Annotated in this window: 22 protein-coding genes; 12 read left to right on the top strand and 10 right to left on the bottom strand. The window is 67.0% G+C overall.

Annotation, left to right across the window (positions count from 1 at the left end; translation table 11 throughout):
• Positions 1-9 precede the first annotated feature (9 nt).
• Genes JHC81_RS02475 through JHC81_RS02450 form a run of 6 tightly spaced genes read left to right on the top strand, consistent with a single transcriptional unit; the run spans position 10 to position 6,465 of the window.
• Positions 10-2,001 (top strand): TonB-dependent receptor, encoded by a 1,992-nt coding sequence (locus JHC81_RS02475; RefSeq protein ID WP_292170220.1) that lies wholly within the window; start codon positions 10-12, stop codon positions 1,999-2,001.
• A gap of 54 nt (positions 2,002-2,055) precedes the next feature.
• Positions 2,056-2,709: a PepSY-associated TM helix domain-containing protein gene (locus JHC81_RS02470; RefSeq protein ID WP_292170202.1), complete on the top strand. Its 654-nt coding sequence runs from the start codon at positions 2,056-2,058 to the stop codon at positions 2,707-2,709.
• Between the two features lie 20 nt (positions 2,710-2,729).
• On the top strand, positions 2,730-3,257 hold the full coding sequence (locus JHC81_RS02465; protein WP_292170200.1) for a DUF2271 domain-containing protein: 528 nt from the start codon (positions 2,730-2,732) through the stop codon (positions 3,255-3,257).
• 15 nt (positions 3,258-3,272) lie between these two features.
• Complete coding sequence (locus tag JHC81_RS02460) at positions 3,273-4,073, top strand: DUF4198 domain-containing protein (protein WP_292170197.1); 801 nt, start codon at positions 3,273-3,275, stop codon at positions 4,071-4,073.
• 8 nt (positions 4,074-4,081) lie between these two features.
• Positions 4,082-5,098 (top strand): FAD:protein FMN transferase, encoded by a 1,017-nt coding sequence (locus tag JHC81_RS02455; RefSeq protein WP_292170194.1) that lies wholly within the window; start codon positions 4,082-4,084, stop codon positions 5,096-5,098.
• Positions 5,095-6,465: a sulfite reductase subunit alpha gene (locus tag JHC81_RS02450; protein ID WP_292170191.1), complete on the top strand. Its 1,371-nt coding sequence runs from the start codon at positions 5,095-5,097 to the stop codon at positions 6,463-6,465. The genes JHC81_RS02455 and JHC81_RS02450 overlap by 4 nt, the downstream gene beginning before the upstream one ends.
• Here the strand turns inward: JHC81_RS02450 and JHC81_RS02445 are convergent.
• From JHC81_RS02445 to JHC81_RS02430, 4 genes are all read right to left on the bottom strand, one after another.
• Complete coding sequence (locus JHC81_RS02445) at positions 6,462-7,151, bottom strand: Fe2+-dependent dioxygenase (protein ID WP_292170188.1); 690 nt, start codon at positions 7,149-7,151, stop codon at positions 6,462-6,464. The two genes, JHC81_RS02450 and JHC81_RS02445, sit on opposite strands and share 4 nt — an antisense overlap.
• Before the next feature lie 77 nt (positions 7,152-7,228).
• Complete coding sequence (locus tag JHC81_RS02440; protein ID WP_292170185.1) at positions 7,229-9,583, bottom strand: TonB-dependent siderophore receptor; 2,355 nt, start codon at positions 9,581-9,583, stop codon at positions 7,229-7,231.
• A 142-nt stretch (positions 9,584-9,725) separates the two neighbouring features.
• Positions 9,726-10,226, bottom strand: coding sequence for a group 1 truncated hemoglobin (locus JHC81_RS02435; protein WP_292170183.1), 501 nt, complete (start codon positions 10,224-10,226; stop codon positions 9,726-9,728).
• 1 nt (position 10,227) lies between these two features.
• On the bottom strand, positions 10,228-11,133 hold the full coding sequence (locus JHC81_RS02430; protein ID WP_292170179.1) for a DUF3034 family protein: 906 nt from the start codon (positions 11,131-11,133) through the stop codon (positions 10,228-10,230).
• 185 nt (positions 11,134-11,318) lie between these two features.
• On the opposite strand from JHC81_RS02430, the gene JHC81_RS02425 reads away from it, so the two are divergent.
• Both JHC81_RS02425 and JHC81_RS02420 read left to right on the top strand, forming a co-directional pair.
• The gene (locus JHC81_RS02425; RefSeq protein WP_292170150.1) at positions 11,319-11,903 is read left to right on the top strand and encodes a methylamine utilization protein; all 585 of its coding nucleotides are present in this window, start codon (positions 11,319-11,321) and stop codon (positions 11,901-11,903) included.
• The gene (locus tag JHC81_RS02420; RefSeq protein ID WP_292170147.1) at positions 11,900-14,173 is read left to right on the top strand and encodes an EAL domain-containing protein; all 2,274 of its coding nucleotides are present in this window, start codon (positions 11,900-11,902) and stop codon (positions 14,171-14,173) included. The genes JHC81_RS02425 and JHC81_RS02420 overlap by 4 nt, the downstream gene beginning before the upstream one ends.
• Here JHC81_RS02420 and JHC81_RS02415 read toward each other — a convergent pair.
• The 3 genes from JHC81_RS02415 to JHC81_RS02405 all read right to left on the bottom strand — a co-directional run bounded on the left by JHC81_RS02415 (position 14,170) and on the right by JHC81_RS02405 (position 16,214).
• Positions 14,170-15,015, bottom strand: a complete 846-nt coding sequence (locus JHC81_RS02415) for a neutral zinc metallopeptidase (protein WP_292170145.1) — start codon at positions 15,013-15,015, stop codon at positions 14,170-14,172. The two genes, JHC81_RS02420 and JHC81_RS02415, sit on opposite strands and share 4 nt — an antisense overlap.
• An 89-nt stretch (positions 15,016-15,104) precedes the next feature.
• Entirely contained in the window at positions 15,105-15,515 is a 411-nt protein-coding gene (locus JHC81_RS02410; RefSeq protein WP_292170143.1) for a hypothetical protein, read from the bottom strand.
• A gap of 42 nt (positions 15,516-15,557) precedes the next feature.
• Positions 15,558-16,214 carry a methyltransferase gene (locus tag JHC81_RS02405; RefSeq protein WP_292170141.1) on the bottom strand — a complete coding sequence of 219 codons (657 nt, stop codon included), beginning with the start codon at positions 16,212-16,214 and terminating at the stop codon, positions 15,558-15,560.
• Positions 16,215-16,347: 133 nt separating this feature from the next.
• On the opposite strand from JHC81_RS02405, the gene JHC81_RS02400 reads away from it, so the two are divergent.
• The 3 genes from JHC81_RS02400 to JHC81_RS02390 are packed head-to-tail and all read left to right on the top strand — an operon-like array spanning position 16,348 to position 17,923.
• A complete protein-coding gene (locus JHC81_RS02400) occupies positions 16,348-16,758 on the top strand; it encodes a hypothetical protein (RefSeq protein ID WP_292170138.1) in 411 nt (136 codons plus the stop codon).
• Positions 16,755-16,952 (top strand): helix-turn-helix transcriptional regulator, encoded by a 198-nt coding sequence (locus JHC81_RS02395; protein WP_292170135.1) that lies wholly within the window; start codon positions 16,755-16,757, stop codon positions 16,950-16,952. Before JHC81_RS02400 ends, JHC81_RS02395 begins: the two co-directional genes overlap by 4 nt.
• A gap of 32 nt (positions 16,953-16,984) precedes the next feature.
• Positions 16,985-17,923 (top strand): alpha/beta hydrolase, encoded by a 939-nt coding sequence (locus tag JHC81_RS02390; RefSeq protein ID WP_292170132.1) that lies wholly within the window; start codon positions 16,985-16,987, stop codon positions 17,921-17,923.
• Between the two features lie 79 nt (positions 17,924-18,002).
• On the opposite strand, the gene JHC81_RS02385 is transcribed toward JHC81_RS02390, so the two are convergent.
• Both JHC81_RS02385 and JHC81_RS02380 read right to left on the bottom strand, forming a co-directional pair.
• Entirely contained in the window at positions 18,003-20,855 is a 2,853-nt protein-coding gene (locus tag JHC81_RS02385) for a pitrilysin family protein (RefSeq protein WP_292170131.1), read from the bottom strand.
• An 82-nt stretch (positions 20,856-20,937) separates the two neighbouring features.
• The gene (locus JHC81_RS02380; protein ID WP_292170129.1) at positions 20,938-21,825 is read right to left on the bottom strand and encodes a hydrogen peroxide-inducible genes activator; all 888 of its coding nucleotides are present in this window, start codon (positions 21,823-21,825) and stop codon (positions 20,938-20,940) included.
• 104 nt (positions 21,826-21,929) lie between these two features.
• On the opposite strand from JHC81_RS02380, the gene JHC81_RS02375 reads away from it, so the two are divergent.
• Positions 21,930-22,496: a hypothetical protein gene (locus JHC81_RS02375; protein ID WP_292170127.1), complete on the top strand. Its 567-nt coding sequence runs from the start codon at positions 21,930-21,932 to the stop codon at positions 22,494-22,496.
• Between the two features lie 53 nt (positions 22,497-22,549).
• On the opposite strand, the gene katG is transcribed toward JHC81_RS02375, so the two are convergent.
• Positions 22,550-24,796, bottom strand: coding sequence for a catalase/peroxidase HPI (katG, locus tag JHC81_RS02370; RefSeq protein WP_292170126.1), 2,247 nt, complete (start codon positions 24,794-24,796; stop codon positions 22,550-22,552).
• Between the last annotated feature and the right edge of the window lie 28 nt (positions 24,797-24,824).

Below are 24,824 nucleotides of genomic sequence, written 5' to 3'. Positions count from 1 at the left end.
GTCGCCCAGCTGCCCGAAGTGGTCGTCACCGCCGCCCGCCTGCCCCCCGCGGCCAGCGAGGCGGCGTTTTCGGTGACCCGGCTGACCGGCGACGATCTGAACGGCCAGGCACGGCTGGACGAGGCACTGGCGACCGTGCCCGCTGTGTCTCTGTTCCGGCGGACCTCCAGCCTGTCGGCCAATCCGACGACGCAGGGCATCTCGCTGCGGGCCATCGCGCCGTCGGGCGCGGGGCGGACGCTGGTGACGCTGGATGGCGTGCCGCTGAACGATCCGTTCGGCGGCTGGGTGATCTGGTCCCAGGTGCCGACCGAGAGCCTGTCGGGGCTGGATATCGTGCGGGGTGCGGGCGCGGGGCCATACGGAGCCGGAGCCCTGACCGGCGTCATCGCCCTGCGCGAGCGGGATGCAGGCTCGGTGCTGGACCTTTCACTGGGCGAGCGTGGCGGGCTTCGGGCGTCGGGGGCGGGCGTCGCAACGGTCGGGCCGGTGCAACTGGTCGGTTCGGCACTTTATGAAACTAGCGACGGCTATGTGCCTGTGCGCGGCAGTGCATCGGGCGCTGCGGATACGGCGCTGGATCTGGACGTGAAAAGCGCGGCGCTGAGGGCGGATGTTCAGGTGGGGGCGGCGACGGTGTCGCTGCGGGCATCCGCCTTCGACGAGGCGCGGGGATCGGGTCTGGCGGGGGCACGGGCGACGGCGTCAGGCAACAGTCTGAGCGTGACGGCCGCGACGGCACCGACGACCGACCGGCCGGGCTGGAGGCTGCAGGCCTGGCGGCGGGAAAGCGATCTGGCCAATACGTCGGTGGCCGTCTCGGCGGATCGGGCCACCACGACGCCCGCCAACGATCAGTTCGAGACGCCCGCCGTCGGTTGGGGCGTGAACGCGGCCTTGCGCGGGATCGAGGATGCCGGTTTCGGTGGGCGACTGGAGTGGGAGATCGGGGCGGATGCGCGGGTGGCCGAGGGCGAGACCCGCGAGCGCTTCCGCTTCATGTCTGGAGCCTTCACCCGCGACCGGATCGCGGGTGGCGAGACGACCGTGGCAGGGCTTTACGGCGACGGGTCGTGGACCTCCGGACCGTGGCTGGTCGCAGGAGGGCTGCGCTACGATCGCTGGACCACCGAAGATGGCCGACGGCTGGAGCGCGACCGAGCGACCGGACTGCCGACGCTGGACGAAGGCGATCCGGATCGGTCGGGCGAGGTGGTCAGCGCGCGGCTGGGTGTCCGGCGCGATCTGGGCCAGGGCCAAGCCCTTCGTGCGGCGGCCTATAGCGGGTTCCGCCCCGCAACCCTGAATGAACTGCACCGGCCGTTCCGCGTCGGCAACGACCTGACCGAGGCCAATGCGGCGCTGGAGCCGGAGCGGCTGACCGGCGTGGAAGGGGGTTGGGCCTGGCAGGGCCAGACGGCGTCCCTGTCGACCACAGTCTTCTGGAACCGCATCGAGGACGCCATCGTCAATGTCACCATCGGCCAGGGGCCGGGCACCTTCCCCCGCGCGGGTTTCGTGCCCGCGGGCGGGGTGCTGCGCCAGCGCCAGAATGCGGGCACCATCGAGGCGACGGGGCTGGAGATCGACGGGCGTATGGCCTTGAGCGAGACCCTGTCCCTGCGCGGAGCCGTGTCAGCCACGGATGCGCGGGTCGACGGCGGCACGGCAGCGGCGCAGCTGACCGGCCTGCGTCCGGCCCAGGCGCCGATCTGGAGTGCGACGGCCGGGCTGGAATGGTCGCCGATGGATCGCCTGACCCTTGCCGCCGACGCACGCTGGGAGAGCCGCCGGTTCGAGGACGATCTGAACAGCCGGGTGCTCGAGGCCGCGGCGACCGTCGATGCGCGGATCGAATGGGCGGCGTCGCCCTCGGCCACTTTCTGGCTGGCCGCCGACAATCTGTTCAACGCCGATGTCGAGGTGGCCGAGACGGGAACGGGCGTCGCCTCATTCGGCCCGCCGCAGACGCTGCGCGTCGGGATCAGACTGGTACGCTGAGGAACCCACAGACTCCCACTTGCAAATGGTTCTCAGTTTCGGCAAATAACGTCGGTGACCGATACCGCCGCAAACCCCGTGAAGCCGAAAGCCGCGCTGAACGCCAAACGGTCGTTCTGGCTGAAGCAGTTGCATCAGTGGCACTGGATTTCGGCGGCGATCAGCCTGGTCGGCCTGTTCCTGTTCGCGGTTACCGGCATCACCCTGAACCACGCAGCCTCGATCCCGGCCACGCCGGTGGTGTCCGAACAGACCGCCACCCTGCCCGCGCCCCTGGTCGAGCGGCTGGAGGCCTTTCCGGAAGAGACGACCGATCCCGTGCCCGACGCGGTCGCGCGCTGGGCCTCCGATGCGCTGAAGGTTTCCATCGCCGGTCGCCCGACCGAAACCGCGCCTGACGAAGTCTATGTCGCCCTGGCCGAGCCCGGCGGCGACGGCTGGCTGACCATCGACCGCGCCACGGGCGAGGCCGTGCACGAGCGGACGACCCGCGGCTGGGTCGCCTACCTCAATGATCTGCACAAGGGGCGGAACACCGGGGCCGTCTGGTTCTGGTTCATCGATGTGTTCGCTGTGGCCTGTATCGTCTTTGCCGTCACCGGCTTCGGCCTGACCTGGTTGCATGCTCGCCAGAGGCCCTCGACCTGGCCGCTGCTGGGGCTGGGATTGCTGATCCCTGTCGTCATCGCCCTGATCTTTATTCACTGACCGCTTATCGGACCGTCGCCATGCGCAAGCTCTCCCTCGCACACGCCCTGCCCGTTCTGGCCGCTACCGCCGCGACCGCCGCCGCCGGACCGGCCCTGGCCGCCGACCTGAATGTGTCGGTCGAGATTCCGCGCCTGTCAGGCGCCTCCTATCACCGCCCCTATGTGGCCGTATGGATCGAGCGACCGGACAATATCGCCGTGCGGACACTGGCCGTCTGGTATCAGCAGACCGCCAATAACGAGGGCGACGGCAAGGACTGGCTGAAGGACATGCGGACGTGGTGGCGGCGCGGCGGTCGCGCCATGACCATGCCGGCCGACGGCATCTCCAGCGCCACCAAGGCCCCCGGCCGTCATACCGTGAGCGTGGCCGGATCTCGCCTGCGCGACCTGCCCGCCGGCAACTACGTTATGGTCGTCGAGGCCGCCCGCGAACTGGGCGGACGCGAGGTCGTGCGGGTGCCCTTCCGCTGGGGCGGGGCCAACACGGCCCGGGCCACCGGCTCCACCGAACTGGGCGCGGTCAGCGTCACCGTCACGCGATAAGAAGGAATATCCGTCATGAAGAAGTCGATCGCGATCCTCGCCGCCCTGGCCGCTCTGGCCGTGCCGCTCACCGCCCAGGCCCACCGCGCCTGGTTGGCCCCGACCGCCACCGTCCTGTCGGGCTCCGACGCCTGGGTCGGGTTCGATGCGGGCATGTCCAACGGGGTCTTCATCCCCGATCATGCCGCGATGAACCTGGCCGGGCTGGTCATCACAGCCCCCGACGGCTCGACCGCTGCGCCCGAGAACATGATGCGGGCCCGCTATCGCTCATCCTTCGACCTGCATCTGACCCAGGCCGGCACCTATCGCGTGGCCAATGTCATGAGCGGAGTGGTCGTCAGCTACAAGGAAAACGGCGAGCAGAAGCGCTGGCGCGGGACGGAGGCCGAGATGGCCGCAGCCATTCCGGCGGGCGCGACCGACGTCTCGGCCACCCGCTCTGACAGCCGGATCGAAACCTTCGTGACCCTGGGTGCGCCGACCACGACGGCCCTGGCTCCGACCGGCAAGGGAATCGAACTGGTACCCGTCACCCATCCCAACGACCTGGTGGCCGGTGAGGCCGCGACCTTCAAGCTGGTGCGCGACGGCCAGCCCGCCGCCGACCTGGACGTGACCATCGCGCGGGGCGGCACCCGCTATCGCGACAATCCCGAGGAGATGACGGTCAAGACCGGCGCCGACGGCAGCTTCACGGTCACCTGGCCCGAAGCCGGAATGTACTGGATGAACGCCTCGGTCCGCACGCCCGCCCAGGGCGATCAGATGGCCGCCAGCGCCCAATACAACGGCGTCGTGGAAGTGCTGCCCTGACCGACGGAATGCCGAGCGGCGCGGGCAACCGCGTCCTGATCCCGACCCATGGCCGGCTTCCGTCGCGGCCTCCGGGCCGGACGATCTGGGACTTCGCGGGCCAGAGCATGGGGACCGACTGGTCCGTGCGTCTGGTCGCGCCGCCCGACCGAACGCGGGCCGAGTTTCAGGCCGCCATCGACGACGAGCTGGCCGAGGTCATAGCCCTGTTCAGCCATTGGGAGCCGACGTCGGAGCTGTCGCGCTGGAATGCGGCTCCGGCCGGATTCTGGGAGGTGTCCGAACCGTTCTGGTCTGTGCTGAACGCGGCGATGGATCTGGCTGACGACACCGACGGCGCGGTCGATCCGACGCTGGGCGCCCTGGTCGATCTGTGGGGATTTGGGCCGCCCGGCCTGCGCACCGGCCTGCCGACGGACGAGGAGATCGCGGCCGCCCAGTCCGTCAGCGGCTGGCAGCGCCTGCGCCTGAACCGCGAAGCGCGGGCGGTGCAGCAGGTCGGCGGCATGAAGCTGGACCTGTCCGGCATCGCCAAGGGTCATGCTGTGGACCGTGTTTCCGAACGGCTGACGGCGCTGGGCGCGACCTCGCATCTGGTGGAGATCGGCGGCGAGTTGCGCGGCGCGGGGGTCAAGCCCGATGCCCGTCCCTGGTGGACCGAACTTCAGGCCGCGCCCGGTGCGCCAGGCCCGCGTACGCTTGCGGCCCTGTTCGACATCGCCGTGGCCACCTCCGGAGATTGGGTCCGTCGCTTCAATGTCTTCGGCCAGACCTATGGCCATACGCTGGACGGTCGCACGGGTCGGCCCCTGACCCACGGCCTGGCCTCGGTCAGCGTCTTTGCTGAGACCGCGATGCGCGCCGATGCCCTGGCTACCGCCCTGATGGTCATGGGGCCGGAGGAGGGTCCGGCCTATGCAGCGGCGACCGATCTGGCCGCGCTCTTCGTCATGCGTGGTGCCGACGGCATGACCGAACAACTCTCCCCCGCCCTGATCGCCATGATGGAAGAGGGGGCAGAGTGACAGCTGACCCTGTGCGCTGGCTGTGGGCAGCCGTGGCTGTCGGACTGTGGCTGGCTGTCATCGCCGCCGTGGTGATCGCGCGCAGGCTGGCGCGCAGGCGAGACGCCGCCAAGGCTGCTGCCCTCGCTCCGACAGAGGGGCAGGCCGATGTGCTGGTCGCCTTCGCCAGCCAGACCGGACTGGCCGAGGAACTGGCCTGGATGACGGCGCGGAGCCTGTGCGAGGGCGGCACATCGGCGCGAGTGGCCTTGCTGGGTGATCTAGACCCGGACCAACTGAAGGCCGCAAGACAGTTGCTGATCGTCGCCTCCACTACCGGCGAAGGCGACGCGCCGGACAGCATGTCCTGGTTCGTGCGCAAACAGATGTCGGAACCGGCCGATCTGTCCGGCATGCGCTACGGCCTGCTGGCGCTGGGCGACCGGACCTATGCGGAATTCTGCGGCTTCGGCCGCGCTCTGGACAGCTGGCTGCGGGCCTCGGGCGCGACCCGGCTGTTCGACACAGTCGAGGTCGACAATGGCGACACTGGCGCGATCCGGCACTGGCAGCATCAGCTCGGCCAGCTGACCGGTCATGCGGTCCAGGCCGACTGGACCCCGCCAGCCTACGACCGCTGGCGGCTGACCGAGCGGACCCACCTGAACCCCGGCAGTCCGGGCGGCGAGACCTGGTGGCTGGCGTTTGAACCGGTCGATCACAACCCGGCCTGGGTCGCGGGCGATATCGCCGAGGTGGGCCTGCCTGCGCGTGAAGATCAGCCCGTCGCCTCGCGCGAATACTCCGTGGCGTCTTTGCCGAGCGAGGGGCGTGCCGTCTTCATCGTGCGCCGCATGATCGCGCCGGACGGGACGCCCGGCCTGGGTTCAGGCTGGCTGACGCGGGACCTGTCCGTCGGTGACGAGATCGGGATGCGAATCCGCACCAACCGCAGCTTCCACGGTCCGGCGGTAGAAACGCCGCTGATCCTGATCGGCAATGGCACGGGCCTGGCGGGCCTGCGCGCGCATCTCAAGGCCCGCGAAGGCCAGTCTCACGGCGGCACCTGGTTGATGTTCGGCGAACGGACGCGGGCGCATGACGCCCTGCTGGACGAAGATCTTCACGCCGCGCTGGCTTCTGGCCTGCTGACGCGTCTGGATCGCGCCTTCTCGCGCGACGCCGGTGACGGTCGCTACGTCCAGGCCCTGATCGCAGAGCATGCCGCCGAAATCGTCACCTGGGTCGAGCGCGGGGCCACGATCATGGTCTGCGGCAGCCTGGACGGTATGGCCGGCGGGGTACATGCGGCGCTGGAAGATGTGCTGGGAGCCGACGGCCTCCTCGCTTTGACCGAGGCCGGGCGGTATCGGCGGGATGTCTACTAGACCTCTGACCAGCGCCGGATCAGGTTGTGGTAGACGGCCGTCAGTTCCAGCACCGCCGCATCCTTCGGCCCCTTGTCGGCGGTGACCCGCTGGATGGCCACGTCGAGCCGGAACAGGGTCTCGCGGTCCGCGTCGTCGCGGATCAGGCTCTGCAGCCAGAAGAAGCTGGCGACCCGCTTGCCGCGCGTCACCGGTGTCACCCGATGCAGGCTCTTGGACGGATACAGCACCAGATCGCCCGCCGGCAGCTTGACCGACTGGGGCCCGTACATTTCCTCGATCAGCAGTTCGCCGCCGTCATAGTCCTCGGGCTCGGACAGGAAGAGGGTGGCCGACAGGTCGCTGCGGATGCGGACGTTGTCCCCCACACCTGACCTTTGGCGGATAGCGTTGTCGACATGCACCCCGAAATGCTCGCCGCCCTCATAGGCGTTGAACAGGGGCGGAAAGATCGTGTGCGGCAGGGCGGCCGAGACGAACATCGGATTGGCGTTCAAGGCCTGTAGAACCAGACTCCCGACCTCGCGCGCTTCGGGCGAGTCTTCCGGCAGCTGACGATTGACCTTGGCCGTCGCCGACTGGTGGCCCGAGGTCGCATTGCCGTCGGTCCAGGGCCCGGCGTCCAGACGCGCGCGCAGGGTGCGGACCTCGTCCTTGGTGAAGACCTCGGGGATGTGCAGCAGCATAGTCCGTCCTCGATGGTGAAACGCCGTCGACCCCGGCGCTGGGGAACGCCGGGGCCGACAGTCTGGCGCGGATTGGCTCAGTAGCGAAGGTTCAGGGTCAGAATGGCCTGTCGTGCGGGAGCCGGGTCAGCGTGGTGCACCCCGTTGGTGCGCAGGATATACTCCTCGTCGCCGGCGTTCTGAATATTGAGCTGCAGGGAGGCGCGGTCGTTGATGTCGTAGGACGCGAACAGATCGACGCGCGTGTATTCGGGCGCATAGATGCGGTTCGCACCGCCACCCGCGCCACCCTGGTTGCCCCCTAGATTGTCCGAGACGTAATAGACGCCGCCACCGAGCGTCAGGTTTGGAAGCACGCGATAGGTCGAGAACAGGCTGACGGTGTGTTCGGGCGTGTTCGCCAGTTGCTGGCCGTTCAGCGGGTTGGGGATGATCACCCCGCCCACCGTCGTGGTCGCACCCTTCACCAGTTCGGAGTCCATCCAGGTATAGCCGCCGAACACCTGCCATTCAGGAGTGATGTTGCCGGACACGCCCAGCTCTACGCCCTGGACCATGACCTCGCCGTCCTGAACGACCGAGGGCGAGGTCTGGGTCACGGCGTTCTGGCGCTCCAGACGGAAGGCGGCGGCGCTGAGCTGCAGCTGGTCGCGGAACAGGCTGGCCTTGGCCCCGACTTCGTAGCTGGTGGTTTCTTCGGGATCGAGCACGGCCTGGGCCGCTGTGGCGGCGGTATTCTGGTCCCCCGCCGCGATGGTCGGCGGCGTGGAGGATGTGGCGTATGACGCATACAGGCTGGTCGTTTCGGTCGGCTTGAACACCAGCCCGGCCTGATAGTTGACGAAGTCCCAATCGGCCTTGGGCGCGGCGGTGATGCCGGTCACCGTGAAGACGCCATTGGCCTGGGTCGCCGCGGTGTTGACGCCCTCGACGGCATAGTGGTCGTAGCGGACGCCCAGATTCAGGATCAGACGCTCGGTCAGGGAGATGCTGTCGAAGGCATAGACGCCGATGGACTCCGTGTCGGACCAGCTCAGCGGCCCCCGATTGATCACGCCCGTCCACGGATCGTTTGGCGTCGGTGCGAACAGACGGGTGCAGTCGCCGGCTCCCAGAGCGCTGGCGGCGGTCGGCGGCGTGCCATTCACTGTGACAAGACCCGTCGGGCAGGCGGCACCCGAGGTGGTGTAGGTGGAATAGGAGGCGTTGCTGTTGCGCTCCTGGCTGTACTCCACGCCGACATCGTAGTTGTGCAGGATGCCACCGGTCGAAAACCGTCCGAACACATCGGTGACATGGGCGAGGGTGTCGACCGGATTATAGCGGGTCTTGGTGCCACGCTTGGTCCAGTAGGTGCCGTCCGCCGCCAGTCCGACATAGCCGCCATCCGCCGGGTTGCCGACGATGTAGTCGTTCAGCGTCTCGGAATAGCGGGTGACGCTGCGGACATTCACCGCTTCGCTGAACCGGTGGCGGGCGTCAAAGGTGAAGCTGTCCACCTCATTGATCAGATAATCGCGTGCCGTCAGGCCATAGAAGCTGTTGCGCGGCACATCCAGAATGCCGCTCTCCGTGCGCGGACGAACGGGCGCGGTCGATGTGGCCGATGGATTCACCTTGGTGAACAGCGGGATGCCGTAGTCCGGCATGGAATCCGCCGTCAGGTGATAATAGCTGAACACCATGGAGGTGTCGGTGCCCAGGCCCGCGCCCAGCGATAGGCCCAAACCCCACTTCTCGAAATCGACCGCATCACGCCCCGGCACGTCGCCCGACGATCCCATCAGGTTCAGGCGCAGGCCTGCGGTCTCACCCAGTGCCCAGTTCTGATCGATCGTGCCTCGGACATAGTTGTCGGTACCCCCGCCCAGGCTGAAGCGACTGTGGTCCCTCACGGTCGGCTGTTTGGACCCCAGATTGATCGATCCTCCGCCCGAGCCGCGCCCGGAATAGACGCCATCCGGGCCCTTCACGACCTCGATCTGTTCCAGGTTGAAGACCTCGCGCTGCTGGCCACCCGTGTCACGGATGCCGTCGATGAAGATGTTGTTGCCCGACGACTGGCCACGGATGAAGGGGCGGTCGGCCAGGGGCTGTCCGCCTTCGCCCGCACCAAACGTGATGCCCGGCGAGGTGCGCAGGATATCTTGTAGCGAGGTCGCGGCGGTCTGTTCGATGATCTGCTGGGGGATAATGGTGACGGCGCGTGGGGTATCGACCAGGGGTGCGACGAACTCCGGCGACTGCGGCTCACGGCGAATACGCTTGCCGTTGACGTTGACGGTACCCAGGTCGGCGGGGTCCTGGGCCCCGGCCGTGGCGATCGGCGCATCCGGGCCCGGTTTCTCGGCAAGGGTGGGCGTGGCGATCAGCATGCCTGCCGCGCTGGAGGCGAACAGAAGAGCGCGGAGCGTGTCGGCACGGGAGGTCATGGGCGTATCCGGTTAGAGAAGAATGCGAGCGGTTCGCATTATCACTTTCCGGCTTTGCCGCAACCTCTATTGCGACACATTCTCAATAAATCCGCTCAGGCTGTTAGCCGCCGCGCCCCGGACGTTGGCGGACTTGAAACATTTAGCGTGTCACGACGTCCCGGCGCATCGGGGCCAGCTTGGCCAGGAAGCGGTTCTGGGTGTGGAAGGGCACGCCCTCGGCGTCCATCGCCTGCTGCAGATGCTCGACCAGCGCCCCCATGTCCGCGGGCTGCAGGCCCAGATCGGCGTGGCTCTGGACCATGTCGCGGCCGGTGTAGTCGCAGCCGCCGTTCAGGATGTAGCAGAACTGTTCCTTCAGCGTTCGCCGTAGCCGGACCATGTCGGTCAGGGCGAAGATCTCGCCGATGCGGGGGTCCGCGACGCTGCGATCCAGCATGTCGTCGACGATACGGTCGATGCCCTCGCGGCCATGGAAGGCCTGGAGCATGGCCGTGCCCTCAAACGGTGTCGTCCCGGCATTGGCATTGGAGACGGTATAGGCCGCGACGGCCTCCTCGCCGGGATGGTGCGCCGGATCCTGGGCCATTGCTGTGCTCGCCAGGGTCGCCGCGACGGCAGCCAGAGCCAGTGTCTTGATCATGTCAGAAGCCTACCTGAAGCGAGAGATAGAGGCCGCGCTGGTCCTCGAAGGTGGCGATGGAGCCCAGGTCCGCCCAGGCCGCCGTCACCGACACATGTTTGTTGATCGCATAGGCGGCATAGACGTCGACCCAGTCATCTTCCTTGGCGAAGCCCAGATTGTCCGGCTTGGTCCGGTATTCGGCCCCGATCACCAGATTGCGATTGACCAGCCAGCCGACCGAGCCCTCGAACTGGGCCTCATGGTCGTCGTTGACGTCGCCGCCAAACCCCAGAAGCCCAGTCTGGTTGGCGTTGGTCCAGCGCACCGTGCCGCTGACCAGCACGCTTTGCGCCAGGAACAGTTTGGAGGCGGCGACATAGACCTCCGTGCCTTCGTCATCCCGGCCGCCGATGGCCGAGATGATCGCGCCCTGGTCGTTGGACTTGTGCTGCACACCCACCGAGACCTGGGGCACCCAGCGGTCCTGATCATAGACGGCGTCGCCGAACAGCCGGACCTTCACGCCGACAATGTCCTGGGTGAAGGTAAAGCCCTGACCGAGGCCGAGCGCCGTGCCGGTGTCGCCGGTGTCGAACTCCTGACGCGCGACCGACAGCTCGACCCGGTCCCACAGGCCGACGGCGGCCCCGACGCTGCGGAACTCATAGTCGGGCAGGTCGACGAAGGTGGCGTGGACATTGGCCCCGATGCCGTCTTCCTCGCCATAGCCGGTGATTGTGGACCAGGTCGCGATACCGCCTCCGCCAGAGCCCTCGATCGAGGAGACGCCGCCGGTCAGCAGCAGTTTACCGCCCGATCGCGAGTCAGGAAGGCTGTCGAAAATCTGGGCGGCGACAGGTGTGGTCAGCCCCGCAAGAGCCGCAGCGGATAGAGCCAGCGTCAGGAGAAGATGTTTTAGTCGCATTCCGCCTGCTATCGAGCGGCAACGTTAAAATGCAGTCAAAACGAGAACCTATGCTTTAGGCAATCCTAGGGTGTGTATCAGTTACAGTATAGTTCAGGATTGAAAGTCGCTTTACTCCGGCTTTACGCGTGCAGGCTTATTGATGCCTGATGAAGTTCCAGTTTCTTTGCGTTTTGATCTGCTCAATGGTGGCGACCGCCGTCCAGGCCGGCGACCTGACAGTGAGCGTGCGCGGCGCGAACGGCCGGGCAGTAAAGGACGCCGTCGTCACCGTTCACCCGGCATCTGGCGTGCCGCGCGGTCCGATCCGCTTTGCTTGGCCCTTGCGGATGGATCAGCGAGACATCCAGTTCCAGCCCTATGTCCTGATCGTGCCGGTCGGCGGGACGGTCAGCTTTCCCAACCTGGATCGCGTGCGGCACCAGGTCTATTCCTTCTCGCGCGGAAACCGGTTCGAGCTGCCGCTGTATGCCCGTGGTGAAGCGCCTAGCCGGACGTTCGGCGCCGTCGGCGTCGCCGCCCTGGGCTGCAACATTCACGACCAGATGCTGGCCTATATCAAGGTGGTCGACACGCCCTGGGCGGCCAAGACGGATGCGTCCGGCAATCTGACCCTGCGCGGTGTTCCTTCCGGCGGGGCGACCCTGCGCGTCTGGCATCCGACGCTGGCCGGACGGGGCAATGAGATCAGCCAGGCCATCACGGTGGGGGCGGGCCCGGCCAGCCGAACGGTCACCGGCGACTTCAGCGCCCGGGCCGCCGTGCGATGACCCTGGTCGAACGGGGTCACAGACTGCTCGACTTTCGCTACCTTCGGACGAGGCTGACGGTCCTGTATCTCGGTCTGTTCGGCTTGGCCCTGACGATCAGCGCCATTGCCGTCGTGACCGCGGTCTCGTCGAGCGCCAGGGGCGTCGTGCGCGAGGAAATGCGGGCTTCGGGAGCCGTCTACGACCAGCTGTGGAAGGCTCGCTCGGCCCAGCTGTCCCAGGGCGCGGGTGTCCTGGCTCAGGATTATGGCTTTCGCGAAGCCGTCGCCACCAATGATGAGGCCACCGTTCGTTCGGCGCTCGATAACCTGCGGGCGCGCCAGGGTGTCGATGGCGCATTGATCCTCGGCACCGACGGCTATGCCACCACCACCGGACTAGCGCTGAACGACGACACTCTGGACACCCTGTACCGGAGCCTCGATTCCGGACGCGTCGAAGGCGGGGTTCTGAACATCGACGGCCAGCCGTATCAGATGGTCGCCGCACCGGTCATGGCCCCGGTCCTGATCGGCTGGGTGGTCTTTGCAGAACGCCTGGACGCCGCCCAGATGCGCATGCTGGAGGGTCTGTCGGCCATCCCGCTGTCAGCGTCGGTGATCGTCGCCGCCGGATCGCAGACCGAGCAGTCGCAGCCCACGACCGTCCCCACGCCCGACGGACCGTCCATGTTGGTCGTCCGCCCACTGCCCAGTCTGGACGACCAGGCGGGGGCCGCCCTGCGCCTGACCTATCCGATCTCCAAGGCCATGCAGCCCTATTCGGCCCTGTTCGTCTGGCTGGCCGTGATCGGTGTGGCGGGGCTCGCCATCATGACGATCGGCACCTGGGCCCTGTCGCGCGGCCTGACGCGTCCGATCGCGGCCCTTGATGACGCCGTACAACGCCTTCAGCAGGGCGACTATACCGAGGCCCCGGTGACCTCTGTGGACGAAATCGGCCGCCTGGCCACCAGCTTCAACGCCATGGTCGGCGACCTGCGCGACCGGGAAACCCGCCTCACTCAGATGGCGCTGCAGGATCAGGAAACCGGGCTGCCCAACCGGGTGGCCCTTGAACAGCGCGCGCGAAACATGCCCGAGGCCTGGGTGATCCTCTTCGGCATCGAGCGCTTCACCGTCGTGCGCAACGCCATCGGTTATGACTCGATGGCTCTGCTGCTTACAGCCCTGGCCGAACGGCTGTCGCGGCTCGCGGCCGGGTCGCCGGTTTCCCTGATCGGGGCGGGTGCCCTGGGGGTGATCGTCGAGGCCACCAGCCAGTCCCAGGCGGTCGAGCTGGCCGCCCGCATGGTCGAGGCCGCCCAGACGCCGATCAAGGTCGGTCGCGCCAAGGTCGATATCGCCCTGACCGCCGGTGTCGCGGCCCATAACGGCGGCGATACCGAAGTCTCCGTCGTCGATCGCGCGGCCATCGCCGTGGATCAGGCCCGCGCCAGCCGCCAGCCTGCAGCGGCCTTCGACGCCTCAGCCTATGGCGACCCCGGCGATAATCTGTCGCTCATCTCGGATCTGATGGCGGCCATGAAGACGGGCGGCGTCTCCCTGGCCTATCAGCCCAAATACGACCTTCGCGCCCAGGCGATCACGGGCGTCGAGGCCCTGATGCGCTGGACCCACCCGCGTCGCGGCTTCGTCTCGCCGGACCTGTTCATCGGCATGGCCGAGGAGACGGGACATATCCGTCCTCTCACCGAATGGGCCATTCGCCGAGCCATCGAGGATCACCGGACGATGGCGGACGCCGGTCATGATCTGATGGTCTCCGTCAATATCTCCGGACGACTGCTGTCGGACGACGCCTTCGCCGACTTTGCCTTGGGAGAGGTCAAGGCCTCCGGGGCACGACTGTGTTTTGAGATCACCGAGACCGCCGTGATCGACCACCCCGAGGTGGCCCTGCGCATCGTCGAGCGTTTTGCAGAAGCCGGTATTCCCGTCTCGCTGGACGACTATGGGTCGGGCCTGTCGTCGCTGGCCTATCTGAAACAGATCCGTGCCGACGAGCTGAAGATCGACAAGGCCTTCATTCTGGGGCTCGACGAGTCCGCTCGCGACGCCCTGCTGGTCAAGTCTACCATCGACTTGGCGCACAGCCTGGGCCTGAAGGTCACGGCCGAGGGTGTGGAGACAGCCAGCGCCCTGGCCCTGCTCAGCGGCATGGGCTGCGATTTGGCGCAGGGCTATTTCATCGCCCGGCCCATGCCGATGACGGGGCTGCTGGAGTTCTTGGCCGCGCCCGCTGTCAGCGAGGCCGAAGTCGCCGCCTAGACCATGCTGTCGATGCCGCAGGCCGACGGATCGCCCGCCTCATAACCCCGGCGCAAGGCCGCAACCCGCTGGGCGGAAGAACCGTGGGTGAAGCCGTCGGGCTGGACCGCACGTCCGCTGCGCCGTTGCAGATTGTCGTCGCCGATGGCCGCGGCGGTGCGCATGCCTTCCTCCAGATCGCCCGCCTCGACGGCGACTTGGCCGTTCGACACCGCTGACGCGTTGCGGGCCCACATGCCGGCATAGCAGTCGGCCTGAAGCTCCAGGGCAACGGAATAGCGGTTGGCTTCGGCCTGTCCGCGCGCCTGTTGCTGGGCGCGCTGGACTTGCTGCGAGGTGCCAGTCAGGGTCTGGACGTGGTGGCCATACTCATGGGCGATCACATAGGCGCGCGCGAACTCGGCCCCAGAGGCACCCAGTGATGTCTCCAGCTCCTGCCAGAAGGACAGGTCCAAATAGACCTGCTGGTCAGCCGGACAGTAGAACGGCCCCATCGCCGCCTGGCCGGTACCGCAGGCCGTGCCCGTGCCGCCTTCGTACAGGACGACGGTCGGCGGCTGATAGCCCTCTATCTTCGTGCGCCAGACGTCGTCGATATTGGCGCCGATCACATCGACGAAGGCTCCGGCCTGGTCCTCGGGACTGCCGACCTGACCTTGCTGGCTGCTGCCCTGACCCTGCTCGACCGTCTGCAATACGCCGCTCACATCCTGGCCGGTGAACAGATAGATCAAGCCGACGATTACGACGCCGCCCAGGCCCAGTCCACCCGCAGCGATGCCACCGCCCATTCCGCGCCGGTCTTCGATATTGCCGCCGCGCCGTCCGCCCTGCCACCGCATGATCGCTCTCCCTCGCCCCGAAGCCCTCGATGGCCCAAGCTAGGCCGGAACGCCGCAGTCAGGGAAGGGATGCAGTGCGATCGCGCCGTTCAGGGAACGGGACGGTCCAGCCAGGTGTCGATCTGCCCCACAGTTTCGGCATCTGCGCCCCGCCGCTGCTCCGCCGCCTGCCTTGCCGCCCGTTCCTGCTCGGGCGAGCGCAGGGCCGGAATAGGTTGCGGCTGGACAGGCTCGGGCTGACGGGCCCCCACGATCCGGTCCCGGTTGGCCTGTGCCGCCAACTGCCCCAGTTGAGCCTCCAGGCGGCGCTGGTCGGCCCCCAGTCGCAGCCGCTCCATCTCGAGGCGGTTCTGATCGGCACGATACCTCTGGGCATCGACGACGAGCGCGCCTGGCCGTGTCTGCCAGGCAGGCGGCGGAGTCTGAGCCAAAGCCTCGGCGGGGATCGTCACGACGGCGAGCGCAAGGCCGATCAGGGGGAACAGCAGGGCTTTCATCATTCCAACATGGTCCCGCACCGCCGGATCGCCAAGCGGGACGGTTCAGGCGCCCGCCATTGTCCAGACCCGCGTGCGCTTGACGGCCATGTCTTCCAGCTCGCGCGTGGTCGGCACCTGGTATTCGGCCAGCAGCTCAAAACCGCTCTTGGGGAAGTAGGTCCGCATGGGATCGCCAACCAGAACGCGGATCCCTCGTGCGTTTGCCTCGACCAGCCAAGCCAGGACGGCGTCCGCCATCGGCTTTTCATAGAAAACGTCACCGGCGCAGATCACGTCCACATCCGGGACGGGCTGATGCAGCAGATTGTCTGTCGTGAACGCGGCCTCGACGCCGTTCAGCGCCGTATTCAGCGCCAAAGCCGCCTCGCAGAACGGATCGATGTCCGCACACAGGACCGAGGCCGCGCCGGCCTTCATGGCGGCGATCCCGACAAGGCCGGAGCCCGCCGCGAAATCCAGCACTGTCTTGCCCTGAACCTCCTGCGGGTTATCCAGCAGCCAGCGCGCCAGTCCCTGCCCTCCCGCCCAGGCAAAGGCCCAGAACGGCGGCGGCAGGCCGATCTCCTTCAGCGCCTCCTCGGTCATCCGCCAGATCGGCGTCACCTCGTCCGCCAGCCGTAGCGAAATCTCCGGCGCATGCGGCACGGTCTGCACGCGCGTGTTGGCTGTGATGAAGGCGATCGGATCGGCGATGGGCATCCATCGCAGAAGCGCGGCATCGGCCTTGGGTCAAGAGTAGTCTTGTCAGGTAAGTCAGGCGCGCCTGATAAAATGTCAGGTTGACACGACATTTAGCTCGTGTAAGGTTGGCCTTACATCGAGAGGACGCATCATGTTGAACGCCTGGAAGACCGGCACGCCCGCCCATCGGAAATACATCATCCGTACGCTCGCCTTCATGATCCCTTACATGCTGGTCTGCATCTCGATGATGACGACCGACGCTTTCGACGACATCATCGGCAAGCCTGCGGGATGGGGGCTCGCGGCCGCTGTCGCAGCACCCGTCGTCGGACAACTGTGGGCCACATTGAGCCTGATCCGCGAGAGCGATGAGTTCATGCGAGCGGTCACGGCCAAGCAGTTCATCGTCTCCGCCGGCCTGGCCATGGCGCTGGCGACCTTCTGGGGGTTCGCCGAGACCTTTGCCAATGCGCCGCACCTGCCCGGCTGGCTGATCTATGCCGCCTTCTGGGGCATCTTCGGCTGCGTCTCGCCCTTCATCCGGGGCAGCCGTCCATGAAGAACCGGCTCAAACTTCTGAGGGTCGAGCGCAACTGGACCCAGGAACAGCTGGGTCAGGCACTGGGGGTCTCTCGTCAGGCGGTCAATGCCCTGGAGACCGAGAAGCACGACCCTTCGCTGGACCTCGCCTACCGGATCGCCGTGCTGTTCGGACGACCGGTGGAAGACATCTTCGAAAACCCGCACGGCTGAGGCCGGCGACAACTCACACCCTGGAGACTGATATGTTGAACGCCTTCTTCGAGGCGCGGCCCCGGCTGCGTGCTGCCCTGTTCGGACTGGCCGTCTGCGCACCCTCTTTTGCGGTCGGTGTAGGACAGGCCATCGCTCAGGCCCCGAACGCTGTTGCAGCGCCGGCTTTTGCGTCTGACAGGCTGTCGGTGGAGGTGATCGGGTCCGGCCCTGACGTCATCCTGATCCCCGGTTTCGCCTCCTCTCGTGAGGTCTGGCGCGTCGAGGCGAACCGGCTGAAGGCGACGCACCGGGTGCATCTGGTCCAGCTGTCCGGTTTTGCGGGCCAGCCCTGGACGCATGGCGACGGCCCCTTCGTGGCCCCGATGATCGAGGAGCTGGCTCGCTACATCCGCGACGCAGGGCTGGAGAAGCCCGCCGTCATCGGCCATTCGATGGGCGGGCTGAGCGGCATACTGCTGGCACAGGGGCATCCCGATCTGGTCGGGAAGGTCATGAGTGTCGACAGCCTGCCCTTCTTCAGCGCCCTGTTCGGGCCGCAGGTGACGGTCGAGGCCGCGCGCCCCTTCGCCGAACAGGCCGCGCAATCAATGCTGAACCCCGACGCTGACGCCTTCCGGGCAGGACAGGCCCAGAGTTCCGTCGGACTGGCGCGCGCCCCCGCGACGCGCACGGCCATGGTCGACTGGTCGATGGCCTCTGATCGTCAGGCCCTGGCCTCGGCCATTCGCGATGTCATGACCACCGACGCCCGCCCGGCCCTGTCCACCATGACCACGCCGGTCTGGGCGGTCTATGCGGCGGATGCGAACGGCGGGGCCCCCGCCCCTATGGCCGATGCGATGTGGACCCGCGAATACGCCGGCCTGCCTGGCGTACATCTGGAGCGGGTCGACGACAGCCGCCACTTCATTATGGCCGATCAACCGGAACGGTTTGCCGCGATCGTGGACCGGTTCCTGCAGGAGTAACCCTCTGACAATCAAGCCGTCGCCGACCCCTGCGCCACGATCTCACGGTGGCGCAGGTGGTCTGGGTGTCGGCCTGGCGCTACTTCAGCAACGCCGTATCCAGGTTCAGGTCCGTCAATGGAATCACCTCGACGTTCGGATGCTTGGCGCGCAGGGCGTCGATGAAGGTCGAGGCGTCGCCGACGATGATCAGGCTGGCGCGATCGGTGGGCAGGCGTTCGGCAAAGGCGGCCTGGACCTGTTCCGGCGTCAGCGCCCGGACGCGACCGGCATAGGCCGACAGCTCGCTCATCGGCAGGTCGTAGAGCGCCAGATTGGCCACCAGTGACCCCAGGCCGTCGACCGTCTCCAGCGAACTGCCGAAGGCCCCGGTCAGGATGGCCTGACGCGTGGTCATCTCGCTGTCGGTCGGCTGGGTGGTGGCCAGGCGGGTCAACTCGGCCAGGATCAGGTCGGAGACCTCGACAGCGGCGTCGTTGCGGGTCTGGGCCGAGGCGGTGAACAGCCCGTCCTCGCGCCGCACGCCTAGGGATGAGCGGGTGCCATAGCTGAGGCCGCGCTTGATGCGGATTTCCTGATTGAGCCGCGAGGTGAAGCTGCCGCCCAGCAGGGTATTGCCCAGGTTCAGGGGGAAGTAGTCGTCGTCGGTGCGCGAGATGCCGCGCAGGGCCAAGGTAACGGCCGCCTGGCCTGCGCCTGGCTGATCGATGACAACGACGCGCGGTGGCAGAGGGTCGCCGATCGGGGCCGCGCGAGCATCGGCGGGGCCGGTGTCGCGCCAGTCTCCGAACGCCGACTGGGCCAGGGTGCGGGCCTCGGCTTGCGAGATCGCACCGGAGAAGACCAGAGTGGCCTCCGATGGGCGATAGCGGCGCTGATGGAAGGCCACGACGTCCTCGCGCGTGATGGCGGCCAAGCCGTTCAGCGTCCCGACGGTCGGCGCGCCGTAGGTCGCGTCACCGTAGATGACCCTGGCTGCGGCCAGGGAGGCGACCGGGCCGGGCGTGGACAGGGTGATCTTCATGCTGTCCAGACCCTGGAGGCGCTGACGCTCCAGCTCTTCCGGCGTAAAGGCGGGATTGCGGACCAGGTCGGCCATCAGCGTCAAGGCCTGGGGGAAGACGTCGGCCGGGGCATTGGCAAACACGGTGCTGAAATCGACACCCGGATTGGTCCCGATCTGGGCTCCCAACTGTTCGATCTCGGTCGCGATCTGCGGGGCCGTACGACTTGTCGTGCCCTGGGTCAGCAGAGCACCGGTCATGATGGCGACCCCCGACTTGCCCGGGACCTCGTCGCCCGATCCGGCCTCGAAGCTTAGGCGGGCGGAGACCAGCGGCAGGCCGTCCTTCTCGACGACCAGTACGCGCAGGCCGTTGTCCAGGCGGAAGTCGGCGACAGGCGGCGTGGCCGGCTCGACCGGTTCGCCCGGGGTCGGCATGGCTGCGCGCTGACCCTCTGGCAGCAGTTCGAAGATGCGGCCCACAGGGGCCATGTCGGCGACCTTGATCGGGGCGGTGACATCCACATCCTGCACCGTCGCGGGATGGGCCTCATCGGCATTCAGATAGCGGATGGCGATGCTGCGCTGATCGGTCAGATAGAGCCGGGCCACGCGCTGGATGTCGGCGGCCGTCACGGCCTGCAGGCTGGCGATCTCGCGGTCGGCAGAGGCGGCCTCGCCGGTGTTGATCAGCGACCAGCCCAGGACGTTGGCGCGATCCTCGACCGTTTCGCGCTCGCGCAGGGCCCCGGCGATCAGTTCGTTCTTGGCCTCGGCCAGTTCGGCGTCGGTGACCGGCGCGTCACGCAGTTTCGCGGCCTCGGTCCGCAACGCAGCCAGACCCTCTTCCGGCGTCTTGCCCTCGGCCATGATGGCAAAGGCGGTCAGGGCTCCGGCCTGCTGGCTGGCATCCAGGCTGGAGCTGGTCTGACTGGTGATCTGCTGATCGTAGACCAGCGAGCGATAAAGGCGGCTGGACTCGCCGGTAGACAGGATGCCGTCCAGCACCGTCAGGGCCGCGCGGTCCGGATTGTCGTAACGCACCGTCGGCCAGGCCAACACGACCGCGGGCAGGGGCACATTGGGGGCGTAGTAGGTCACATCGCGCGGGCCGGTCGGCTCGGGCTCGCGCACGTCGTTCATCGGCAGGGGGCGGTCGGGATTGTCCAGACGTCCGAAATACTGGTCGATCCAGCCGTCCAGTTGGGCCTGATCGAAGTTTCCGGCCACGATCAGATAGGCATTGTCGGGCCGGTAGAAGGTGGAGTGGAAGCGGCGCACATCCTCGATGGTCGCGGCGTCCAGGTCTTCTATCGAACCGATGGTCGAGCGGCGATAGGGGTGTTCCTGATAGATGGTGGCCGGCACGAACAGGCTGAACAGGCGACCATAGGGGCTGGCCAGGACGCCCTGACGATACTCCTCCTTGACCACGTCGCGCTCGCTTTCGAACACGCTCTCGTTGACCACAAGCGAGCCCAGGCGGTCGGCCTCCGCGAAGATCAGCCGCTCCAGGTGATTGGCCGGAATGGTCTCGTGATAGGCGGTCACGTCATCCGAAGTGAAGGCGTTGTTGTTGCCCCCGACATCTTCTGTCAGGCGGTCGAAGGTCTCGTCGGGAAAGTTCTCGGTCGCCTTGAACATCAGGTGTTCGAACAGGTGAGCGAAGCCGGAGCGGCCTTCCGGGTCGTCCTTGGAACCGACGCGGTACCAGACCTGAACCGTGACATTCGACGTCGAGGTGTCGCGGGCGGTATAGACCTTTAGCCCGTTTGGCAGGGTCCGCTCCTGAAATCCCAGCGGCGGCACGGTCACACCAGCGGGCGCTTGGGCGGCGGTGGCGGCACTTTGCGCCATCGCAGGCGAAGCCGCTGGCAGGCCCAGCATCAGGGCTGCGGCGCAGGCGGTCAGGATCAGGCGGGACTTCATGGGATGGCTCCGAACGCCCGGACGGCGGGCGAGGCGGACCCTATCAGGGCGAAAGTCCTGCGCACCTTACGGAGTTGTAATCTCAGTCCAGTTTGAAGGCGTCCGCCAGCAGTCGGGCCTCGGCCGCCCGGCTGGAGCCCTTGCGCCAGGCGACCACGATCTCGCGGCGCGGGGCCCTGGCCGAAATGGGTCGCACGACCACGCCGGGCATGTCGGCCAGCCCGGCACGCACCGCCATCTCGGGCAGGAAGCTGACGCCCAGACCCGAAGACACCATCTGGACCAGGGTGTGCAGGCTGGTCGCGGCGAACACATCGTCACCCTTGGGCGGGTCGATGTCGAAGGCGGCCAGGGCCTGATCGCGCAGGCAGTGGCCGTCCTCCAGCAGGATCAGGTCTTCGGCCTTAAGCGACCCCGCCGGAATGGGGCCTGTTCCTGCCAACGCGTGGCCGACTGGTGCCGCGGCCAGGATCTCGTCGTCGCCGATACGGGCATGGTCGATGCCGGGGGCCGTGTAGGGCAGGGCGATGACGGCGGCGTCCAGCTGGCCCGCCTTCAGCGCCGCGATCAGTCGGGGCGTCAGATCTTCGCGGATGAACAGGCGAAGGGCCGGATAGGCCGTCTTCAATCCGGGCAGTTTCGCAGGCAGCAGGAACGGCGCGACGGTGGGGATGACGCCCAGGCGGAACCGGCCCGACAGCGGCTTGCCCGCGTTCTTCGCTGCCTCGACCAGATCCTCGGTGCGGGCCAGGACGTCCTCGGCCCGGCGCACGGCCTCGGCCCCGACGGCGGTCAGCTGGACATTGCCGCGCGTCCGCTCGACCACGGCCGCCCCCAGAATTTTCTCGAGTTCCTGCACGCCCGCCGAAAGCGCCGGCTGGCTGACGTGCGCCGCCTCCGCCGCCCGGCTGAAGGACGCGTGTTCGGCCAGCAGTTTCAGATACTGGAGCTGTCGCAGGGTGGGGAGCATGCATAGGCCGAGGTTTGCGGAAACGTCAGGACCTATCAGTTGTCTTGATGGTTGGCGAGACGTCAGCGTCGTCCGACCGACACCGACCGTGGAGACGACCGATCATGCTGACGACGCTATTGGCAACCAGCCTGTTCGCCCTGACACCCACACAGAGCCTGTCGCCTTCCGAGCGTGCCTTCGAAGCGGCCAAGCGGCTGGAGATCGAGGGCCATACGCCCGACCTCGTCTTTATGATGGAGGGCCGGAACAGCGTCAGTTGGCAAATCGTCAGCTTCTATCGCGTCGATTCAAGTCTGACCGGACACCGCTGGGTCGTTCGACGTCAGCGCGAGGGGGACGCCCGATGGGGCGACGACCCCGATGCTCCTAGGATGCCCTTGGTATGGGCAGACTCCCTGAGTTGCCCAGGCGTGCGAGCGACTCTGGAAGAAGTAGAAGACATCCCGCCGATGCCCCTGGATGTCTATCGCGTCGGCTCGGAGTATGGAGTCGATGCCCCTCTTTTCGTCGGCGGCGCACGAACGACCTTCTGGCTTGCGGGCGCATCGATCACGCCGTCTATCCAGATGACCGGCTACCATTATCTCGGCGACTGGTGGTCGAACGGTTCCCAGGCCATGCAGTCCTGCTGGGCGACCACCAGGCCGCAAATCGAGCGCGACGACTGATCGAAGGATCGTGCCGGCGAAGGGCAGCACCGCCCCTCGCCGACAGCTCAGGTCTAGGCCGCGACCTTTTCGGCGTGCAGGGCGCGCTTGGGCAGATCGTAGCGGTCGTTCTCCATAACCTGGACCCAGGCCTTGACGAAGTCGCGCACGAACTTCTCGCCCGCATCGGCAGAAGCATAGACCTCGGCCAGCGCACGTAGCTGGGAGTTGGCGCCGAAGACCAGATCGGTGCGGGTGGCGGTCCAGCGCTGCTCGCCCGTGTCGCGGTCCGTGCCGACGAAGGTCTCGTCGGAGTGCTCGTCGACCTGTTTCCAGGCCGTACGCATATCCAGCAGATTGACGAAGAAGTCGTTCGTCAGCTGGCCCGGACGATCGGTCAGGACGCCGTTCTGGGACTCGCCATGGTTGGCCCCCAGGACGCGCAAGCCCCCCACCAGCACCAGCATCTGCGGCGCGGTCAGCCCCAGCAGCTGCGCCCGGTCGATCAGCAGTTCCTCGGTCGGGACGTTGAACTGGACCTGCAGATAGTTGCGGAAACCATCGGCGCGGGGCTCCAGCACCTTGAAGCTGTCGGCGTCGGTCTGTTCGGCGCTGGCATCGGTACGGCCCGGCGTGAAGGGCACAGCGATGTCGTGACCGGCGGCCTTGATGGCCTGTTCAACCCCGACGGAGCCACCCAGCACGATCAGGTCGGCGATGGAGACGTTCAGGCCGGACGACGCCTTGATGCCTTCATAGACCTGAAGAACCTTGGCCAGCTTGTGCGGTTCGTTGACGTCCCAGCTGCGCTGCGGCTCCAGACGGATGCGGGCTCCGTTGGCCCCGCCGCGGTGGTCTGACCCGCGCCAGGTGGCGGCGGACGCCCAGGCCGTGCGGACCAGATCGGCGATCGACAGGCCGGAGTTGGCGATATGCCCCTTCAGCGTTTCGACGTCGGCCTCGGTCAGTTTCGGGCCGGTGTGGGCGGGGATCGGGTCCTGCCAGATCAGTTCTTCGGTCGGAACCTCGGGCCCCTGGTAGCGGATCTTCGGCCCCATGTCGCGGTGGCACAGCTTGAACCAGGCGCGGGCGAACTGGTCGCCGAAATAGGCCGGGTCGGCGCGGAACGCCTCCATGATCTTGCGGTATTCCGGATCGACCTTGAACGCCATATCGGCGGTGGTCATCATCGTCGGCACCTTCTTGCCCGGCGTGTGGGCGGCGGGGGCCAGGGTTTCTTCCGGATTGCCGACGGGCTGCCACTGCTTGGCCCCGGCGGGCGAGCGGACCAGCTCATATTCATGGTCCAGCAGCATGTCGAAATAGGTCATGTCCCAGGTGATGGGCGTCGGCGTCCAGGCCCCCTCGATGCCCGAGGTGATGGTGTGGTCACCCATGCCGCTCTCGTGGCCCGAGACCCAGCCGAGGCCCTGTTGCGCGATGTCGGCCCCTTCAGGTGAAATGCCGACCTTGGAGGCGTCACCATTGCCGTGTGCCTTGCCGAAGGTGTGACCCCCGGCGGTCAGGGCGGCGGTCTCGACGTCGTTCATGCCCATGCGGGCGAAGGTCTCGCGGATGTCACGGGCCGACTGCAGGGCCTCGGGCACGCCGCCCGGACCTTCCGGGTTTACATAGATCAGACCCATCTGGATGGCGGCCAGCGGCTCTTCCAGCGCCATGTCCTTGTCGGGCTGGATGCGGGTCGGCGCGCCCTCTGAGCCCACCCACTCCTCCTCGGTGCCCCAGTAGACGTCCTTCTCGGGCTCCCAGACGTCGGCACGGCCACCGCCGAAGCCGAAGACCGGTCCGCCCATGGACTCGATCGCGACATTGCCGGCCAGGATGAACAGGTCAGCCCAGCTGAGCTTGGCTCCATACTTCTGCTTGATCGGCCACAGCAGACGACGCGCCTTGTCCAGGTTGCCGTTGTCCGGCCAGGAGTTCAATGGTGCGAACCGCTGCTGGCCCGCGCCCGCGCCCCCGCGGCCGTCACCGGTGCGATAGGTGCCGGCCGAGTGCCAGGCCATGCGGATGAAGAAGGGACCATAGTGGCCATAGTCCGCGGGCCACCAGGGCTGGCTGTCGGTCATAAGGGCATGCAGGTCGCGTTTAACCGCGTCATAGTCCAGGGAATTGAACGCCTCGGCATAGCTGAAGCCGTCGCCCATCGGGTCGCCGGTCTTGCCCTGCTGGTGCAGAATGTCGACCGCCAGATGGTTGGGCCACCAGTCGCGGTTGGTGCGGCCCAGCAGGCTGCGGCGCGCGGCCTTTTCCTTCTTGGGGTCGCTCAGGGGCGAGGGTCCGCCAGCGTTTCCGTCCATGATTCAGCTCCCGTGGATTATGATTGTG

The organism is Brevundimonas sp. (assembly GCF_016463295.1).
Classification (GTDB): domain Bacteria; phylum Pseudomonadota; class Alphaproteobacteria; order Caulobacterales; family Caulobacteraceae; genus Brevundimonas.
Note: the sequence above shows the minus strand (reverse complement) of the source record. Positions and strands in the feature narration are given on the sequence as shown.

Excerpts from the sequence above, each read along its gene's own strand:
- JHC81_RS02425 (WP_292170150.1), top strand. The coding sequence starts at position 11,319 with ATGGTGGCGACCGCCGTCCAGGCCGGCGACCTGACAGTGAGCGTGCGC.
- JHC81_RS02440 (WP_292170185.1), bottom strand. The coding sequence starts at position 9,583 with ATGACCTCCCGTGCCGACACGCTCCGCGCTCTTCTGTTCGCCTCCAGC.
- JHC81_RS02385 (WP_292170131.1), bottom strand. The coding sequence starts at position 20,855 with ATGAAGTCCCGCCTGATCCTGACCGCCTGCGCCGCAGCCCTGATGCTG.
- JHC81_RS02460 (WP_292170197.1), top strand. The coding sequence starts at position 3,273 with ATGAAGAAGTCGATCGCGATCCTCGCCGCCCTGGCCGCTCTGGCCGTG.
- JHC81_RS02395 (WP_292170135.1), top strand. The coding sequence starts at position 16,755 with ATGAAGAACCGGCTCAAACTTCTGAGGGTCGAGCGCAACTGGACCCAG.
- JHC81_RS02415 (WP_292170145.1), bottom strand. The coding sequence starts at position 15,015 with ATGCGGTGGCAGGGCGGACGGCGCGGCGGCAATATCGAAGACCGGCGC.
- JHC81_RS02390 (WP_292170132.1), top strand. The coding sequence starts at position 16,985 with ATGTTGAACGCCTTCTTCGAGGCGCGGCCCCGGCTGCGTGCTGCCCTG.
- JHC81_RS02445 (WP_292170188.1), bottom strand. The coding sequence starts at position 7,151 with ATGCTGCTGCACATCCCCGAGGTCTTCACCAAGGACGAGGTCCGCACC.
- JHC81_RS02420 (WP_292170147.1), top strand. The coding sequence starts at position 11,900 with ATGACCCTGGTCGAACGGGGTCACAGACTGCTCGACTTTCGCTACCTT.
- JHC81_RS02465 (WP_292170200.1), top strand. The coding sequence starts at position 2,730 with ATGCGCAAGCTCTCCCTCGCACACGCCCTGCCCGTTCTGGCCGCTACC.
- JHC81_RS02430 (WP_292170179.1), bottom strand. The coding sequence starts at position 11,133 with ATGCGACTAAAACATCTTCTCCTGACGCTGGCTCTATCCGCTGCGGCT.
- JHC81_RS02405 (WP_292170141.1), bottom strand. The coding sequence starts at position 16,214 with ATGCCCATCGCCGATCCGATCGCCTTCATCACAGCCAACACGCGCGTG.
- JHC81_RS02455 (WP_292170194.1), top strand. The coding sequence starts at position 4,082 with ATGCCGAGCGGCGCGGGCAACCGCGTCCTGATCCCGACCCATGGCCGG.
- JHC81_RS02380 (WP_292170129.1), bottom strand. The coding sequence starts at position 21,825 with ATGCTCCCCACCCTGCGACAGCTCCAGTATCTGAAACTGCTGGCCGAA.
- JHC81_RS02375 (WP_292170127.1), top strand. The coding sequence starts at position 21,930 with ATGCTGACGACGCTATTGGCAACCAGCCTGTTCGCCCTGACACCCACA.
- JHC81_RS02400 (WP_292170138.1), top strand. The coding sequence starts at position 16,348 with ATGTTGAACGCCTGGAAGACCGGCACGCCCGCCCATCGGAAATACATC.
- JHC81_RS02435 (WP_292170183.1), bottom strand. The coding sequence starts at position 10,226 with ATGATCAAGACACTGGCTCTGGCTGCCGTCGCGGCGACCCTGGCGAGC.
- JHC81_RS02410 (WP_292170143.1), bottom strand. The coding sequence starts at position 15,515 with ATGATGAAAGCCCTGCTGTTCCCCCTGATCGGCCTTGCGCTCGCCGTC.
- katG (WP_292170126.1), bottom strand. The coding sequence starts at position 24,796 with ATGGACGGAAACGCTGGCGGACCCTCGCCCCTGAGCGACCCCAAGAAG.